The 17,941-nt window shown below is 43.7% G+C and carries 15 protein-coding genes and 1 other annotated feature; of the genes, 7 read left to right on the top strand and 8 right to left on the bottom strand.

Annotated features, from left to right (window positions below; all coding sequences use genetic code 11):
* The first annotated feature begins 173 nt into the window (after nucleotides 1-173).
* Nucleotides 174-1,259 carry a bifunctional 3-deoxy-7-phosphoheptulonate synthase/chorismate mutase gene (locus AC3B4V_RS06990; protein ID WP_023469069.1) on the top strand — a complete coding sequence of 362 codons (1,086 nt, stop codon included), beginning with the start codon at nucleotides 174-176 and terminating at the stop codon, nucleotides 1,257-1,259.
* Nucleotides 1,260-1,417: 158 nt separating this feature from the next.
* Nucleotides 1,418-2,428: a catabolite control protein A gene (gene ccpA / locus AC3B4V_RS06985; RefSeq protein WP_488378033.1), complete on the top strand. Its 1,011-nt coding sequence runs from the start codon at nucleotides 1,418-1,420 to the stop codon at nucleotides 2,426-2,428.
* A 53-nt stretch (nucleotides 2,429-2,481) separates the two neighbouring features.
* Here ccpA and AC3B4V_RS06980 read toward each other — a convergent pair whose 3' ends face one another.
* The 4 genes from AC3B4V_RS06980 to AC3B4V_RS06965 all read right to left on the bottom strand — a co-directional run bounded on the left by AC3B4V_RS06980 (nucleotide 2,482) and on the right by AC3B4V_RS06965 (nucleotide 5,816).
* Nucleotides 2,482-3,237 carry a maltotransferase domain-containing protein gene (locus tag AC3B4V_RS06980; RefSeq protein ID WP_488378032.1) on the bottom strand — a complete coding sequence of 252 codons (756 nt, stop codon included), beginning with the start codon at nucleotides 3,235-3,237 and terminating at the stop codon, nucleotides 2,482-2,484.
* Between the two features lie 105 nt (nucleotides 3,238-3,342).
* The gene (locus AC3B4V_RS06975; RefSeq protein ID WP_488378031.1) at nucleotides 3,343-4,536 is read right to left on the bottom strand and encodes an acetoin utilization protein AcuC; all 1,194 of its coding nucleotides are present in this window, start codon (nucleotides 4,534-4,536) and stop codon (nucleotides 3,343-3,345) included.
* A complete protein-coding gene (locus AC3B4V_RS06970; RefSeq protein ID WP_488378030.1) occupies nucleotides 4,533-5,165 on the bottom strand; it encodes an acetoin utilization AcuB family protein in 633 nt (210 codons plus the stop codon). The genes AC3B4V_RS06975 and AC3B4V_RS06970 overlap by 4 nt, the downstream gene beginning before the upstream one ends.
* 18 nt (nucleotides 5,166-5,183) lie before the next feature.
* A complete protein-coding gene (locus AC3B4V_RS06965) occupies nucleotides 5,184-5,816 on the bottom strand; it encodes a GNAT family N-acetyltransferase (RefSeq protein WP_488378029.1) in 633 nt (210 codons plus the stop codon).
* A gap of 146 nt (nucleotides 5,817-5,962) precedes the next feature.
* Between AC3B4V_RS06965 and acsA the strand changes: the two genes are divergently transcribed.
* Nucleotides 5,963-7,666 (top strand): acetate--CoA ligase, encoded by a 1,704-nt coding sequence (acsA, locus tag AC3B4V_RS06960; RefSeq protein WP_058703905.1) that lies wholly within the window; start codon nucleotides 5,963-5,965, stop codon nucleotides 7,664-7,666.
* Between the two features lie 46 nt (nucleotides 7,667-7,712).
* On the opposite strand, the gene AC3B4V_RS06955 is transcribed toward acsA, so the two are convergent.
* Nucleotides 7,713-10,253, bottom strand: coding sequence for a transglycosylase domain-containing protein (locus AC3B4V_RS06955; RefSeq protein WP_488378028.1), 2,541 nt, complete (start codon nucleotides 10,251-10,253; stop codon nucleotides 7,713-7,715).
* 148 nt (nucleotides 10,254-10,401) lie between these two features.
* Nucleotides 10,402-10,608: a binding site (T-box leader), on the top strand.
* 56 nt (nucleotides 10,609-10,664) lie between these two features.
* On the opposite strand from AC3B4V_RS06955, the gene tyrS reads away from it, so the two are divergent.
* Complete coding sequence (gene tyrS, locus AC3B4V_RS06950) at nucleotides 10,665-11,912, top strand: tyrosine--tRNA ligase (protein WP_488378027.1); 1,248 nt, start codon at nucleotides 10,665-10,667, stop codon at nucleotides 11,910-11,912.
* A gap of 45 nt (nucleotides 11,913-11,957) precedes the next feature.
* Here tyrS and AC3B4V_RS06945 read toward each other — a convergent pair whose 3' ends face one another.
* Entirely contained in the window at nucleotides 11,958-12,485 is a 528-nt protein-coding gene (locus AC3B4V_RS06945; RefSeq protein ID WP_058703902.1) for a biotin transporter BioY, read from the bottom strand.
* A gap of 154 nt (nucleotides 12,486-12,639) precedes the next feature.
* Here AC3B4V_RS06945 and AC3B4V_RS06940 point away from each other — a divergent pair, with 154 nt between their 5' ends.
* Complete coding sequence (locus AC3B4V_RS06940) at nucleotides 12,640-13,602, top strand: DUF262 domain-containing protein (RefSeq protein WP_488378026.1); 963 nt, start codon at nucleotides 12,640-12,642, stop codon at nucleotides 13,600-13,602.
* Between the two features lie 23 nt (nucleotides 13,603-13,625).
* Complete coding sequence (locus tag AC3B4V_RS06935) at nucleotides 13,626-14,495, top strand: HNH endonuclease family protein (protein ID WP_488378025.1); 870 nt, start codon at nucleotides 13,626-13,628, stop codon at nucleotides 14,493-14,495.
* Nucleotides 14,496-14,631: 136 nt separating this feature from the next.
* On the opposite strand, the gene rpsD is transcribed toward AC3B4V_RS06935, so the two are convergent.
* Complete coding sequence (rpsD, locus tag AC3B4V_RS06930) at nucleotides 14,632-15,231, bottom strand: 30S ribosomal protein S4 (protein WP_023469059.1); 600 nt, start codon at nucleotides 15,229-15,231, stop codon at nucleotides 14,632-14,634.
* Between the two features lie 233 nt (nucleotides 15,232-15,464).
* Nucleotides 15,465-15,950 carry a GAF domain-containing protein gene (locus AC3B4V_RS06925; RefSeq protein WP_023469058.1) on the bottom strand — a complete coding sequence of 162 codons (486 nt, stop codon included), beginning with the start codon at nucleotides 15,948-15,950 and terminating at the stop codon, nucleotides 15,465-15,467.
* A 223-nt stretch (nucleotides 15,951-16,173) separates the two neighbouring features.
* Here AC3B4V_RS06925 and ezrA point away from each other — a divergent pair, with 223 nt between their 5' ends.
* Nucleotides 16,174-17,880 carry a septation ring formation regulator EzrA gene (gene ezrA / locus AC3B4V_RS06920; protein ID WP_406747421.1) on the top strand — a complete coding sequence of 569 codons (1,707 nt, stop codon included), beginning with the start codon at nucleotides 16,174-16,176 and terminating at the stop codon, nucleotides 17,878-17,880.
* Nucleotides 17,881-17,941 lie beyond the last annotated feature (61 nt).

Genomic DNA, 17,941 nt, shown 5'->3' with positions numbered 1-17,941 from the left:
AGGGCTCTTTTTCTATGTTTCCTTATAGAGAAAACACAAAAAAATTATATGAAAAAACGTAATTTATTTTCATATTTTAAGAAATCATGCAGCTTCTTTATGTACAACAGGGAAAGAGTTCGCTATAATTAGTTGCTATTACGAGCTATATGCTGATTAGGGAGTGGTAGGACATGGATCAACATGCAGAATTAAAAAGATTACGTGATGAACTCGATTTAGTGAATGCAGAATTATTGGAATTGATGAACAGACGAGGTCAAATTGCCGTTGAAATCGGAAAAGTCAAACGAGCACAAGGGCTTGATCGATACGACCCTGTTCGAGAACGTCAAATGCTCGAATCAATTGCCGCTAATAACCATGGACCTTTTGAAACAGGACGCCTTCAGCATGTATTTAAAGAAATTTTCAAAGCTTCTCTCGAATTACAAGGAGAAGATCGGACTCGGAAATTACTCGTATCACGGAAACAAAAACCGACGAATACGATCATCCGGATCGGAGATGCCGTCATCGGAGACGGTTCGCAACAATTAATCGCTGGACCGTGTGCGGTCGAGAGCGAAGAACAAGTATTTGAGGTCGCGGAACAGCTCGCGAAACATGGCGTGAAGTTCATGCGAGGCGGAGCGTACAAACCACGTACATCGCCTTACGACTTCCAAGGTCTAGGACTCGAAGGTCTAAAGATGTTGAAAAAAGCAGCGGACGCGCACGGTTTGCATGTCATCACTGAAATCATGACACCGAGCGCCGTTGAATCTGCTTTACCATATGTCGACATCATCCAGGTCGGCGCACGCAATATGCAAAACTTCGATTTACTCAAGGAAGTCGGTCGTACGAATAAACCGGTTCTTTTAAAACGAGGTCTTTCTGCAACACTCGAGGAATTCATGTACGCGGCTGAGTACATCATGGCGAGTGGTAACGATCAAGTCATCTTATGTGAGCGTGGTATTCGGACGTATGAACGTGCAACACGGAATACGCTTGATATCTCAGCAGTTCCGATTCTGAAGCAAGAGACGCATCTCCCTGTCATGGTTGATGTCACGCACTCGACAGGACGTAAGGATTTACTCTTGCCAACAGCAAAAGCGGCATACGCGATTGGAGCAGACGCTGTCATGGTCGAAGTCCATCCGTTCCCAGCACTTGCGTTGTCTGATGCGAACCAACAACTCGATTTCCAAGAATTCGATACGTTCATCGAAAACTTGACGACTACCTTTCCGGCACTAAACGTTCAATGATTTCCGAAAAAGGGTAACCTAAAGCGAATGAAAACGTTTTACAATGAAGGAAGAATGGGAAAAGAAAACTATCTTTTCCTGTCTTCCTTTCGTGTTGCCTAAAAATGAAAACGAAATGAAAACACTTGAGATGGATCATACTAAAGGAGGAATTTGTTTTGAATAGTAATATTACGATTTACGATGTCGCGCGAGAGGCTGCTGTTTCGATGGCGACTGTATCGCGTGTCGTCAACGGAAACCCGAATGTCAAACCATCTACACGAAAGAAGGTCCAAGACGCAATCGAACAGCTTGGTTATCGTCCGAACGCTGTTGCCCGTGGACTGGCAAGTAAAAAAACAACGACGGTCGGTGTCATCGTGCCCGATATCTCGAACATCTTCTTTGCGGATTTAGCACGCGGGATTGAGGACGTCGCGACAATGTATAAATATAACATCATTTTATGTAACTCCGACCAAAATCGGGAAAAAGAGATTCATTTGCTCAATACATTACTCGGAAAACAGGTGGATGGAATCATCTTCATGGGCGGACGTTTGCATGAGGATCTCGTTCGTGAGTTCAAAACATCACCAGTTCCGATCGTTCTTGCTGCGACGTTGAATCAAAATTATGATCTTCCTGCCGTCAACATCGATTATGAGAGTGCTGCGCACGATGCTGTTAAGTCTTTGATCGACCGTGGACATGAACGGATTGGATTCATCACTGGACCACTCGAACAGCAAATCAATGGTGAAAAGAAATTTGCGGGTTATCGCCGAGCACTCGAAGAAGCAAATCTTCCGTTTAACGAGCAAAATGTCGTCCTTGGAAACTATACGTATGATTCAGGAATGAAGGCGATGAATCAATTGCTTGAACTTGGAGAAGATTGCCCACGCGCGATTTTTGCTGGAACGGATGAGATGGCTCTTGGTGTCATCCATGCCTTACAGGATGCTGGACATCGTGTACCGGAAGACTTCGAAGTTATCGGACACGATAACACACGTCTTGCGACGATGATTCGTCCGAAACTGACGACTGTCGTTCAACCGATGTATGATATCGGAGCAGTCTCGATGCGTCTATTGACGAAAATCTTGAACAAAGAAGAAATTGAAACGAACGATGTCACGTTGCCACACCGGATCGAACAACGGGATTCGACACGTCCTTAATCGAAAAAACGTCTCTTCTCTCAAGCAAGCTGCTTGAAAAAAGAGACGTTTTTTTATTTCGCGACGGTGATAAGTTCGTCTTGGTGATGGTGGAGTTGGTCATTTTCGACATGGAGTCGAACCGTCGTCTGACCAGGTGCAGTCAATGTCACTTTCCCGCTGTAGGCATCACCCTTTTTTTCTAGAGGAACGTAGTTATGTTTTTCAATGCCCGTTTCAATGACTTCCACTTGTACGTTCGCTTTTAGCGGTTTCCCATCGAGGAAAACATGAAAGGAGACGGGAAGTTCAGCACCAGCTTTCGCTTTTGTTGCGCCCATGTAATGGACAGACAGACCATCGACGGCTTCGTGATCATGTCCATGTTCGTGCGATGCTTCCTCTTTTTCATGTGAATGATCCATGACGACGAATGAGATCTTATCCATATGATGGAGTCCTTTTTTATCATTGATATGATACAGTCCTTCATACTCACCTTCAGCAAGCTTAGCTTCTGCTTGATAAGAACCTGTCTTTTTCAAGGTTGCCTTGAACTTTTGATGGGCACCGTCTTGTTTTCCGGCTTCCCAAACTTCAAATGTCACGTCCTCAAGATTGACTGGTTTCTTTTGTTCGACAGCTGACGCTTTAAAAACAACTTTATCTTCTTCCATTGTCTTGGCCGGAACATTGACGTTGACCTCGACCGTCGGTTTTCCTGACCCTTGCATGTTATCGTGATCCATTGCCTGTTTTTCATTGCCGCACCCTGCGAGTACGATCCCCGTCGATAGAATAAGACCGGAATAAAGCCATGTCTTTTTCATGATGATTCCCCCAACTATTATTCATTTACTAAGTAAAAATTCCATATTTAGTATAGCAACAAGTTGTGAACTCCGAACGAAATAAATGTGAAGATATAAAGTCGATTAATCAACGGAGTAAGGGGAAGTCGCAGTCAATTGTTTCTTACGCTCATCGCTCACGAACGGCCAAATTAGTCGTTTGACGGTCTCCCAATTTTTTTCTTCGATTTCAGGTCGTCGCGGAATGGCGGGGTAGAGTGGTGTTGGATCATGCCAGTGTGTTGGTGGGGGTGTTTCCTGTCCACTCCAACGTTCTTGCCATGAAGTAGGAATCTCTCCACGAAACGGAGCTTGTCCGGTCATGGCAGCAAAAACTTGACTCCACGCGCGGGGGACGACACGATACCAGTCATAGCCACCGCCTCCTAAAGCAACGATTTTTCCATTCGTATATTTATTTGCTGCAGCGACGGCGATTTGAGGGATCTGCTCATAACTTTTCATCGTTAAGGATAAATGAGTCAATGGATCAAGCGCGTGTGCATCGGCACCATTTTGCGTAATGATGAGATCCGGTTGGAACAATTCACAGGCTTCAAAGAGTGCCGTCTCATAAGCGAGTAAAAACGAATCATCTTCCGTAAAGGCGTCCAGTGGCACGTTCCAGCTAAATCCATATCCTTCTTCAGACCCTCGTTCCGTCACCATTCCCGTTCCTGGAAACAAGTAGCGACCCGTCTCATGGAGAGACAATGTCATGACGTCCTTTCGATTATAAAAGGCCCATTGTACACCATCACCGTGATGAGCGTCCGTATCGACATAAAGAATTTTACAGTGATATTTTTCAATCATGGCTGCCATGGCGACAGCGGTATCGTTATAGACACAAAAACCAGAGGCACGCCCACGGAATCCGTGATGCAATCCGCCACCGATATGAAAGGTCCGTTTATATTGACCAGATAAGACGAGGTCACATGCTTCGATCGTGCCGCCGACAAGGAGAGAAGCGCCCGAATGCATCCCCTGGAACAAAGGGGTGTCTTCTGTCCCGAGACCATACATCTGTGCCTTGAGAGGCGTTAATGCTCCGGTCCCGGCTGCTTTGACGGCAGCAATATAATCCTGATCATGAACGAGTGACAATTCTTCATCAGTCGCATGACGTGGCGCGATACAAGGAATGTTATCTAATTGATGCATCGCTTCAAGCAAAGAAACCGTTAATTCGAGGCGAATCGGATTGAATGGATGTGTCTCCGAAAACCGATAAGTCGCCTCTTCAGGACTGTACAGATAGGCAAAATCCTTCATCTGCTCACATCCGGTCCAAGTACATCGAATCCTTCTTTGCGCAACTTTTCGATGATCCGAATCGGATTCATGGTCTGGACACGAAACGCAACGATCCGGACATACGGATCGTCTGTTGGATATACGAGTACATTTAAGATATTGATATTCGTTTTGGCAAGCAGTGCGGCAATCTTTGCTAATGTTCCAGCAGTGTTCTCAACACGGATTTCGATTTGAGAACTTGGTTCGAGTGCACCCGTCAATTGAACGAATGTCCGCAACAAATCCGTTTCCGTGACGATACCGACAAGGCGTCGACCGCGGACGATTGGCAGACACGTCAATCGGTATTCATAAAACAGCACAGCCGCATCTTCGAGAAAATCGAGCGGATGAGCCGTGACAGGACTTTCAATCATGATGCTTGAGACCGGATACTGTAGGTCTTGTTTTGCTGTATCCGGATGAAAGATACTAGTTGCGCTTTGAATTTCCTTTAGTCCGACAAGACCGACGAGTTCATGGCGGGCATTGACGACAAGAACATGACGAATCTGATGACGTTGCATGAGTTCGACCGCATGCGCGATGGAATTCGTCGGTTGCATCGTGATGCACGTCGTATTCATGATTTGTTCGATTAACATGACGATTCCTCCTCGAGCTCAGTCATACATGAAGCGTCTTCTCAAGCGTAGCGCATCAAAATGAGCGACGACTTCAGGTGAGACGTGTTTTCCAATACGTGCCATCAGGCAGTTGGCAGGATGGGAGGCGATTTCCGGATCGTCGGTCGGGAAGAAGACAAGACCACCATGGTTCATCATCTTCTCCATGATCTTTCGGTAATCCCAGACCGATAGTCCACTCCCTTTTAGGTCCCAATGCCAATAATATTCAGTCGTTAAAATCAAATAGTGTTCCATAGCAGGATCGAGCATAGAGATTTCAAGCAATTTTTTACCGATCTGTTGTCCGCGGAACCGAGAGGAGACTTCGATCGCTCCGAGTTCCAAGATGTACGGATTGTTTCCTTCGCTCCACGTTTCATAAGGATCAGGGTATAAGTAAGTCACATAACCGATGATTTCCGTTCCTTGACGAGCGACGATGATCCGTCCTTCCTCAAGGTCTGCAATCTCAACGAGTGCTTGATGTTGTTCAGCGGGTGGACGAAAAGCCGTCAACCCTGAATCGAGTGTATACGTTGCTAGTGTTTGACTCGGTACGGGACCTTCGATGTCAACAGGACCGAGTGATGTTTCATGCATCCGATGATTGAATTGTTTTTCAAACATGTAAGCGTCACCACCTTCCTATTCATTATAGACGAAAGCGCTTGAGCAAAGAGAGGGATTTTTTAACAAATTGACGGCAAATGGATTGAACTGACGGATAACTAGCTTATAATAAAGAGGAAAACATAGAAGGGGAGGAACGAGACATGAAAGTTTTGAAAGCGCTTCCGGGGAAGCATTGGTTAGCAGAGTATGATGAAACGAACACGTACGACTGGAAAGATGCTGAGCAGTACTTTTCATGGGCGACAACGGGGAAAGTCAACATGGCTCATGAAGCAATCGACCGTCACGCAGAAGGCGAGCGGGCGAACAAGGATGCGCTGATCTATTTCGATGGGACGACGGAACAACGCTTCACATATGCAGATATGAAACGATTGACGAATAAAGCGGCAAACGTATTAGTCGATGCAGGGGTCAAAACGGGTGACCGTATTTTCATCTTCATGCCACGTTCACCGGAATTGTATTTTGCCTTGCTTGGCGCACTGAAGGTAGGCGCAATCGTCGGTCCGTTATTTGAAGCATTCATGGAACAAGCGGTCCGTGATCGCTTGCTTGATTCTGAAGCGAAGTTACTCGTGACGACGAAGGCATTGCTCCCACGTGTTCCGGTTGGGGAACTGGAATCACTTGAAAAAGTAGTACTTGTTGACGAAGATATCGAAGAATCGGACACATTACTCGATTTCCGCAAAGCGTTCGAGCAAGCATCCGATGTATTCGAACCGGTCTGGTTAGATCGTGAAGACGGATTGATCCTGCACTACACTTCAGGATCGACAGGGAAGCCGAAAGGTGTGCTCCACGTTCAAAATGCGATGATTCAGCACTTAATGACAGGTCGCTGGGTACTTGATCTCCAAGAAGATGATGTCTACTGGTGTACGGCTGACCCGGGGTGGGTCACAGGAACAAGTTACGGTATCTTCGCACCATTCTTGAATGGCGCGACGAACATCGTCGTCGGTGGACGCTTCAATCCGGATTTCTGGTACAGTGTCATCGAGAAGTATAAGGTAACGGTCTGGTATAGCGCACCAACGGCTTTCCGGATGTTGATGGGAGCGGGAGCGGATGTTGCAAATCATCATGATCTCTCAAGTCTTCGTCATGTATTGTCTGTCGGCGAACCGTTGAACCCAGAAGTCATTCGTTGGGGGAAAGAAGCCTTTGATCAACGGATTCATGATACATGGTGGATGACGGAGACAGGCGCGATGATGATTTGTAACTACAAGTCGATGGACATCAAACCGGGATCGATGGGGAAACCGATTCCAGGAACTCAGGCTGCGATCATTGATGATCAAGGAAATGAGTTACCGCCATTCCGAATGGGGAACCTTGCTTTAAAAACACCATGGCCATCGATGATGCGTCAAATTTGGAACAATCCGCAGAAATATGAATCGTATTTCTTTAAAGGATGGTATGTCTCAGGGGATTCTGCCTATATGGATGACGAAGGTTACTTCTGGTTCCAAGGACGTGTCGATGATGTCATCATGACGGCTGGAGAACGGGTTGGTCCGTTCGAAGTCGAAAGTCGTCTCGTCGAGCACCCAGCTGTCGCAGAAGCCGGTGTCATCGGGAAACCAGATCCAGTCCGCGGTGAAATCATCAAGGCGTTCATTGCCTTGCGTGATGGTTACGAGCCAACGGATGAGCTAAAACAAGAAATCCAAGCATTCGTTAAAGAGGGGCTTGCTGCTCACGCGGCACCGAGAGAAATCGATTTCCGAGATAAATTGCCGAAGACACGAAGTGGTAAAATCATGCGCCGTGTCCTGAAAGCATGGGAGTTGAATCTTGAAACAGGCGATTTGTCGACGATGGAAGATTGAACGTAAAAAAGGATGAATCACCGTGACAGGTGATTCATCCTTTTTGTTAGTTTTCAGAAGCAGCATCATTTTTCTTTTCATCTTGTTTCTTCTGTTGTTCTTGCTGTTTCTTCGCATCTGCTTCTTTTTTCTTAGCATCAGCTTCTTGTTTCTTAGCGTCCGCTTCCGCTTTCTTTTTTGCCTCTGCTTCGGCTTTTGCTTTTGCATCGGCAGCACGCTTGGCGTCATCGGCTGCTTTTTTCTTAGCATCAGCTTCCGCTTTTTCTTTCGCCTGATCTTGTTCTTTTTGTTGCTCTTCTTTCTTCTGAGCGTCCGCTTCTTTTTTCTTTTCTTCTGCTTCTTTCTTTTTCTTCGCTTCGGCTTTTTTCTTTGCCTCTTCCGCTTTTTTCTTCTTATCTTCTTCTTTGAAGCGACCACTGTTCTTAAAGTCGTTTGCTGTTACAGAAGATGGTTGCGTGAAGCGGGCACCGGATTTGAAGTAACTACTGTTCGCGGCATACGTCGCATTCGCCATTTGTGACCACAGCGTTTGTGTTCGTTGGTAATACGTTGTTGGACCGATGAGTGAGTTGTTCTGATCGTGTCCTGTCCAAACGGCAAGCGTCACACCAGGAGTGGAACCGACAAGGTAAGAGTCTTTGACATCGTTCGTCGTACCTGTCTTACCAGCCCAATCTCCAGGAACGTTCAACCGATCTTTAGCAAACGTTGCTGTACCTTTTGAGAAGACGCCACGCATCATATCAAGCGTCAGGTAAGCTGTTCGTGGTTCATAAATTCGTTTTTTCTTCGGTTTTGCTTTATAGATATCTTTTCCGTCTTTCGTGATTTTCGAAATGACGTATGGTTGCACGAATTCACCATAGTTGGCGAGTGTCGCGTAAGCACCAGCAAGTTCGACTGGTGTAATCTCCATCGTTCCGAGTGCCGCCGAAGGAGCATAACGAATCGCATCCGGTACTTCAACACCCATATCGACGAGTTTTTGAATCGAGTTCGACATGTTCATCTTCTCGTAAATCTTAACGGCAGGTACGTTTAATGAGAGTTCAAGTGCTGTACGAACCGTCACGTTTCCACGATAACGTCCACCTTCATTCTTGATCGGACGATCACCTGGTTGACGTGGTACGGTCTGGTAGTAGTACTCTTCATCATTGACGGTAGATGCCGGAGTGATCAAACGATTTTCAATTCCGTTCGAGTAGACGAGAATTGGTTTTGCCGTTGACCCGATTTGACGTTTCGCTTGGAATGCTCGGTTAAAATCATCGGCTTTTCCATCAAGGTAACGTCCACCAACGAATCCGAGGATACGCCCCGTCTCATTCTGAACCATGACTGCTGCTGTTTCTTCTGGATCTTGTTTCGAAACGGTTTTTTTCGTTTTTGGATCGACGACTTGTTTGTACTGCATGCCACCAGGGAAGTTCCCGTTGTTCTTCGCAGGTTGTTGCATCGATTCATGAATTTTTTTATCTAGCGTCATGTGAACTTTGTATCCACCTTGACGGAGTGCAACCAGTGCTTGATCTTGATAGTTTGCCCGGACTTCTGCCAGTTCAGACGGTTTGACTTCGTCTTCTTTCACACCATCTTGTTTCATCAAGTACTTCGTCATGATCTTCGTCGCTTCACGTTCTGCTAAATCATAGACATACGGATACGTGTCACGCGAACGTTTCGACTGTTTCGCGAAGTCTTTCGTGATGTCGTGTTTGATTGCTTTTTCATATTGTTCTTTTGTAATGTTTTTTGCAACATACATCCGCTTCAACACGGTCTTCATCCGATTGACACTTGGCGTCAAGTCTTTTTTGACGACACCGCCTTGTAGATAAGGTGTGTAGTAGTAAGGGTTTTTCGGAATACCAGCGAGGAAAGCCGCTTGTGGTAACGTCAGTTTTTTCGCTGATTTGTTGAAGACCCCTTGGGAAGCAGCTTCGATACCAGCGATGTTACGCCCGAGTGAATTTCGTCCGAATGAGACGACATTCAAATATGCCTGTAAAATTTCATCTTTTGACATCGCATTTTCAAGGCGGAGCGCTAAGATGATCTCTTTTGCTTTCCGTTCGAATGAAACTTCATTCGTCAGGATTTGGTTTTTAATTAATTGTTGTGTCAGCGTACTTCCGCCTGTGCGTGACGCTGAATTCGTCAATTCTTGTAAGACTGCTCGCAAAGTCGCTTTTGGAACGACTCCATCATGTTGATAAAAATCTACGTCTTCCGTTGATAGAAGCGCATCAATTAAATAAGGAGAGATATTCTTGATATCAACCGGCTGACGTTCTTCATCCGTTGAGATGTTCGTCAGCTTTTCGCCACTTCCCCAATAAATTTGACTTGTCACCGCATAACTGTTCACTTCTTGTTTCATCTCAGTCAAAGGTGGGGCTTTCGTATCTTTGACTAGGGAAGCGAAATATCCTCCAGCCGCTCCGACAGAGAAGCTGCCGATGAGAAGGACTGCTATGATGAGGAATAAAATGATGTTCCATGAAACATCGTATGTGATATTCGACCAGTGCCGAACGGCTTTCGTCCGGGGGTGATTCCAAAACTTGAACCAGTTCTCGCGCATAAATGATCTCCTTTGCATCTTAAACTTAGGTGTAAATTAATATTAAATCACAGATAGACGTATTATACCATAAATCCACCAGTGAAATCGGACTTGACAGCGGATTCGCCTTCGACGTATCATGAAACCATCTTATTTTCATATATTATGTTAAACAGTGATCGGAATACAGTAGTAAGTCACTCCCTGTGACAGAGACCTAGTGGTGCTGCGAACTAGGACACAGTGAACTTACGAATTACGCTTCCGGGAGTTTCTTGAGAAATCAAGCGGTCCGTCCCGTTATCGACGAACCAAGTGGTCCTTTTATGTAAAGGGCAATCAGGGTGGTACCACGGAATCTTCCGTCCCTTCGTCTTAGACGAAGGGACGGTTTTTTATTGTTAAAAGTGAACTTTAGGAGGAGACACAATGACGTTATTAGAGGATTTAGAATTTCGCGGTTTAATTAACCAAATGACGGATGAAGAAGGATTGAAGACATTACTCGAGACACCAACAACGCTATACACGGGTTTCGATCCAACAGCTGATTCATTGCACATCGGGCACTTGTTGCCGATTTTAGTCTTAAAACGATTCCAACAAGCAGGACACCATGTCGTAGGTCTCGTTGGTGGAGCAACGGGAATGATCGGAGACCCGAGTGGTCGCGCAACAGAACGTTCGTTGAATACATCGGATATCGTCGAAGAGTTCGCGAATCGGATTAAGGACCAGTTGTCACGTTTCTTACCAATTGAAGGAGAAAACCCGGTCACGATCGCCAATAACCTGGACTGGACGAAAGATTTGACGATCATCGATTTCTTACGCGATATCGGAAAACACTTCCCGGTCAGCTACATGCTTGCAAAAGACTCTGTTGACTCACGACTTCAAAACGGGATCTCATTCACTGAGTTCTCATACATGTTACTTCAATCGTTTGACTTCTTGAAACTCTACGAAGACAAAGGGTGCCGCCTTCAAGTCGGAGGAAGTGACCAATGGGGGAACATCACAGCAGGGATGGAATTGATTCGTCGTGCGGGTCATGAAGAAAAAGCATTCGGTTTGACGGTACCGCTTGTTACAAAAGCAGACGGTCAGAAATTCGGTAAGACAGCAGGTGGTGCGGTTTGGTTAGACGCTGACAAAACGTCACCGTACGAGTTCTACCAATTCTGGTTCAACGTTGACGATCTTGACGTCATCAAGTTCTTGAAATACTTCACGTTCTTAACGCACGAAGAACTCGACGCGCTCGCAGAAGAAGTCAAGGCAGCACCAGAGAAGCGTGTCGCGCAACGTCGTCTTGCAGAAGAGATGACCGTTCTCGTCCATGGTGAAGAAGGTCTGACACAAGCACAACGTATTACGACGGCACTCTTTAGTGGAGATATTAAATCGTTGCAAGTCGAAGATATCGAAGATGCGTTCAAAGGAATGCCACGCTTTACACTCGGTGAAGCGACAAACCTCGTCGACGTTCTCGTTGAGGCGAAGATCAGTCCGTCAAAACGTCAAGCACGTGAAGACGTCACGAACGGTGCAATCTACCTAAACGGAGAACGCGAGCAAGATTTAACGAAAGAAATCACGGAAGCTGATGCAATCGGTCGCTTTACGATCGTACGTCGCGGAAAGAAAAAATACTTCGTCGTCGAGCATGCTTGATGATATACGAAACGCTCCCTGCACTTAGATGCAGAGAGCGTTTTTTTAAGCTGTTCGGAATAAACGGAGTGGCAACAAGCGAACGGCAATCGTCGTGGCGATGACAGCTTTGATCGTATCCCATAAGATGAAAGGATAGTTAATCGCAAAAGCATCTTTGAACGATAGATCGAGTACAGCCATTAGACCAAATGTTCCAAGCAGGTAGACTAAACCAAGACCAAAGACGATCATCCCGATGAAGAGGGGAACGAAGCGACGCGTTTTTTCAGCAACAAGTCCGATGAAGAATCCAGCGATCGGAAAGGCAATCAAATAACCAACGGTTGGTCCGACAAATGGGGCTAGTCCGCCTTTTCCGCCAAGCACCGGTAGACCAGCTGCTGCGAGTAATAAGAAGATTAGGACAGCGAGTCCACCACGTTTTCCACCGAGAATCGCGCTGACCGTCATGATCGCGAGCATCTGAAGCGTGATTGGAACAGCGCCGACGAGTTGAATTTGTGGCAAAGAGCTGACGGCTGCGATGATGGCAGCACCAAGGGCGATGAAAGTTAAATCTCTAGTTTTCATGAATGAAGTCCTCTTTTCTTTTTGTGTTAACTATGTATATTTAAAGGTTAACACAAATTATGAGAGAAACCTATATATTAAAAATAAATATTTCAAATCACTTTTTTCTTACAAAAAGGCTATAATTAGTTTAGTAATTATTAGGAGGTTTATTATGGACTTAAAACCAGATAAAAAAACCGTTTCAGAATTATTTCCATTGGAATTAGATATCACCTATGAAGTGCCTGTTTATCAAAGAAATTATTCATGGAAAGAAGAAAACATTGAGACTTTAATACAGGATATTTTAGAAGAACCACAAGGATACTATTTAGGAAACATAATAGTTACAGAATACTCGGATAAAGAGAATTATTTTGATATTGTGGATGGTCAACAAAGAGTTACAACTATAGCTCTTATTCTTTTGGCTACTTTTGAAAATTTAAGTGAATCTCTTAAAAGTAGAAAGTTAAATGAACAGTTAATTGAGGAATCAAGCGCAATAAAAAGTAGAATAAAGGACAAATTATTAAAGACAGATTCGAATCCCAAACTGTCATTATTAGCTCCAGACAATATGATCTATGGAGAATTACTAAATTTAATTTTAAAAGGAGATAAAAATTCAAAGCCGCATAAAAATAAAGTATTCGGAAAAAGATATGATTATACTAAAAAATTAATCAAAAGTAAATTTTACGGTGAAGAAGAGTTAGATGAAGAAAAATATAATTTAGGAACTAGACGGCTGTTGGAATTTTATAATAAGCTGAATTATGCTGAAATACTTAGAATACGAGTTCCTAATTTGAATGACGCTTTTAACGTTTTTACATCATTTAACGCAAAAGGTGTTCCTCTAACATTAATTGACTTATTTAAATCATTTTATTTAAGAGAAACGAGTAACTTTTTGACAAAACAAGAAGCTGTAAAAAAATGGGAAGAATTGATTTCGTTATTTTACAATGAGAATGATGAAATTATTCCTAGTGTAGTATCTCAATTTTTATTAAATAATTACGATACATTCGAATCTACGAGTAAAGCATCAATCACACAAAATTCTGCACTAAATATTTATGATAAAATATTTAGTGAGAAAGGTCATACTTATATAATGATCTTATAATAAGAGGAAAAATTTTTACTAATATGAGTAGTAAGGTAGACAGCATTAATATCTTAAATCTAAATAAAGTCACTCAAAAAAAATTGCTGTATCTTGATAAATTAGAATCTACTCAAGCTTATCCAGTTATTTTTTATTTATTAAATAAATATTATGAAGACAAAATAACTGTTGATTTAATTAACGATTTTTTTGATTTTTTAATTATTTATTTTGTAAGAAGAAATATTATTTTAAAACCTAAAGCATCAAATATTAGATCGAAATCTATTCAAAGCATTAGGAAGTTAGCAGATGTTGAAAATGTAGAGGAAATAAATATAAAACAAACAAAAGAATACTTTTTGTCAATAGCAGCTAATGAGGAAGAATTTAAAGTTGCTTTAGAAGGTTCTGTGTATTTAAATTCCAAAAATGCTACAAGAATAATTTTAATATATTTAGAACGAAAATACGGTACATTTTTCAATAAACAAGTTACAGATTCATTAGATAGCATAACTGATAAAGGAAGTTACATTTGGACTCTGGAACATATAATGCCTCAATCAGCTGAGAGAAATAAAGATTGGAAAGACATTCTCCTTAAAAAAACTTCAAATGAAGATCAAATTGCTTTATTGCTTGAAAATCATGTGCATAAAATCGGTAATTTAACTCTTACAGGCTATAATTCTGGTATGAGTTCGAAGTCTTTTGTGGATAAAAAAAATTACAGAGATCCTAGTACTAATGCTGAAACAGGATTAAAAACCAATCTATTTTTAAATGATTCTATTTTTGGTGATTATGAAAACAAGGATACTAAAAATGAGTGGACTCTTGAAGATATTGACGCACGGACCAAGTTTTTAACTGAAAAAACTTTAGCATTATTTGGTTTTAATATTTGATAAGTAAAATAAAAAACACTTTATGACGTAATACTAATTACTAATTTAAATTGAAAAGAAACACGAAAATAAAAAGTCATAATTCCTTTAAACAAAGGAATTATGACTTTTTAAATTTAATAACAAAAACAATCGATTAACGTGAGTAGTACTCGACGACGAGTTGTTCTTGGATTTGATCGTTCAATTCAGAACGCTCAGGAAGACGGACGAACGTTCCTTCGAGCTTCTCAGCATCGAAAGTAACGAAGTCTTTAGTTGCTGGAGCAACTTCGAGTGCTTCTTTGATAACGACAAAGTTCTTCGATTTTTCGCGAACTGAGATCGTTTGACCTGGTTTCACGCGGAATGATGGGATATCAACGCGTTGTCCATCAACTTGGATGTGACCGTGGTTGACGAGCTGACGAGCAGCACGACGTGTACGAGCCATACCCATACGGTAAACGACGTTATCAAGACGTGCTTCGAGTAAGAACATGAAGTTCTCACCGTGGATACCAGGCATTTTGCCAGCATCGTTGAAGATACGGTTGAATTGGCGTTCGTTTACTCCGTACATGTGACGAAGTGTTTGCTTCGCTTGAAGTTGAAGACCGTACTCAGATACTTTACGACGGCTGTTACCGTGTTGACCTGGTGCGTAAGGGCGTTTTGCGATTTCTTTTCCTGTTTCAGTAAGTGAGATACCGAGACGACGTGAGAGTTTCCAAGCTGGACCTGTATAGCGAGCCATAATAAGACTCCTCCTTATTGTTCGTTATTATTTGCATAAAAATAATAACGCCATCAAACCCACATTACGCCCATTTCATGATGTGGCACCCTCGCTTGATAGCAAAGTTACACGATGCCCCTCCGGTTATTCACCGAGTCATGAAATGTGATACGTAAGCGATTTGACCGCTATCGTTATCATTTCTGCACTTTTACAAGTATACGGTGTGGACAATCGACTGTCAATCAGAATTACAGATGGCGAAGCAGTGTCGTACAGAATGCTTCTAGACCAGCTTGATCGACTTCGTCGAAACGGTTGAATTCTGGGCTGTCGATATCGAGGACACCAATCGTTTGTCCGTCTTTGACGAGTGGAATGACGATTTCTGAATTCGAAGCTGCGTCACATGCGATGTGACCTGGGAACTGATGCACATCTTCGATTCGTTGTGTCGTCTGTTCTGCTGCGGACGTTCCGCAGACGCCACGACCGAATGGAATACGGACGCAAGCTGGAAGTCCTTGGAACGGTCCGAGGACGAGTTGGTTTTGCTCCGTATCCGTCAAATAGAAGCCGACCCAGTTGATACGGTCGAGGAACTGGTTGAGCAACGCGCTTGCATTCGATAAGTTTGCAACTTGATTGTCTTCTCCCATTAATAGCGCATCGAGTTGTTTTGAGAGCATGTCGTATTGTTTCGTCCGGTCACCTTCATATGTCTTTGTTTCGAACATAATAAAAATTCCTCCCGTAAAAAGCGTATTTTTTTTAGTTTAACGAGTTTTCGCGTGGCTGACAAACAATTGATTTTTGGAAAAAGGATTCAAAACAGCGGAAGAAATCAGGAAAAGCCCTTGTAAATCTATGCAAAACGGTTGCGCTATACTATTATAAGGATAAGATTATTGCGATTTAGAGAAAATCTAAAGTCGTAGGACAGAGTGGAGGTCGTGACAAATGTGGGCATGGGTGATCGGAGTCATCGTCATCGTATTACTCGTCATGCTATTTAGCATGATCAGTCGAAAAAAATACTACACGAAAATCGATGAACTTGATATGCGCAAACAAGGCATCGTCAGTGCATCGATTCCAAAGGAGTTGCAGGACTTAAAGCAACTACCGATGGCGGGTGAGACGGAGACGAAGTTCAGCTCCTGGCATCAAGCGTGGGAAGAGTTATTAACGGTCCACGTCGCCCAAATCGATGAGACCCTTTACCGGGCGGAGGAAGCGCTCGATAAATATCGGTTCATCGCCGTCAAGAATGACCTCGAAGTAACGGAACAATTGATTGTAGAACTCGAAGGGTTGATCGATGAGATGCTCGTCGAGATGTCGACGTTCAAAACGAATCAATCGGTTCTAGCCGAACTAAAAGCGCAAGGGGAAGCCGATTCAGGGCAAGTTCGGAAATCATTATTGATTCAAGCGAACTCATTCGGTCCGGCGCTTGCGCGTCTGGAAGAACGAAGTGAACAAATCGATGCGCACTGGAATGAGATGTGTCAGTACGAAGCTTCAGGTGAAGTGACGAAGGCGTATGAGACAAGCTTGCTACTCGAGCAAGAAGTAGCAACGACGCGTCAACTCGTCGAACTTGTACCGAAACAATGGAAGATTCTCGCTCATGAATTACGTCAACGGATTGATCAGCTCGGAGCAGGCTATAAGGAAATGTCGTTAGATGGGTATCCGCTTGAACCACTCGGTCTCCAATCCGAGATCAAACGGTTCGAGGAACAACGTCTGAGCCTTGCTGAAAAAATCGAAATGCTAGAAGTCGACGGTTTGGAAGAGGCGATTCAACAGTTATCGGCCGATGTGGATCAAATGTATGATACGTTCCGTCGTGAGGTCGATGCGCGTCATCAAGTGAAAAAGGAAAACCAATTCTTGAAACAAAAAGCGCTACGGATGCGTGAACGGATTCATCAATTGGCACAAGAGTTCAGTATCTTACGTGAAAAATATGAAATCTCAGCAGATTTAGGGATTCACTATGAAACGATCCAGCGTGACGAAGAGCTACTGTTTGAAGCAGCAAAAGATCTTGATGAGTCGATTGCCGGAAAAATCATCCCGTTCAGTATGCTCGAAGATCAGATGCGCGATGCGATTCGCCTCGAAGAACAGTTGATGATTCAGTACGAACGCTTCACGGTCGAACTCCAGGCGCTTCGAAAAGAAGAGACGGAAGTTCGCGAACGAATCGTCGAATGGCGTCATCAGCTGTCGCAGACACGTCTCCGTCTGAAACGACTCGGATTACCGAACTTACCGGCTGAGGTGGAAGAAGCGCTCCGAAATGCGAATCGTTCACTGCAGACGCTTGAAACACGGTTAGAGGAGTTACCGTTTAACGTTCGATCGATCGTCGCACAAAGTCAAGACGTCCAAGAAACGTTTAAACATGTGCAAGAACGGTTAGATACATTAGTGTTCGAAGTCACGTATGCCGAACGGCTCGTCCAGTATGCGAACCGGTACCGTCGCCACGACAACGAGATACATATGTCGCTGACGATCGCGGAAACGAAGTTCTTAGCGGGAGACTATGAACGAACGATTGTCTTAGCGGAACGTGTCCTAAATGAATACGATCCGGCCGCGATCGAACGTATTAAACGGTCGTGTGCACCAGAGGAAACATTGCACGTTTAAATCAGGATCGACAATTCAGGGTGACCGTCATGGTCACCCTATTTTTGTAAAAAGAGGAGTG

This window comes from Exiguobacterium sp. E17S (assembly GCF_057772545.1).
The sequence above is the reverse complement of the archived record's forward strand: the minus strand, read 5'-3'. Positions and strand labels throughout refer to the sequence as shown.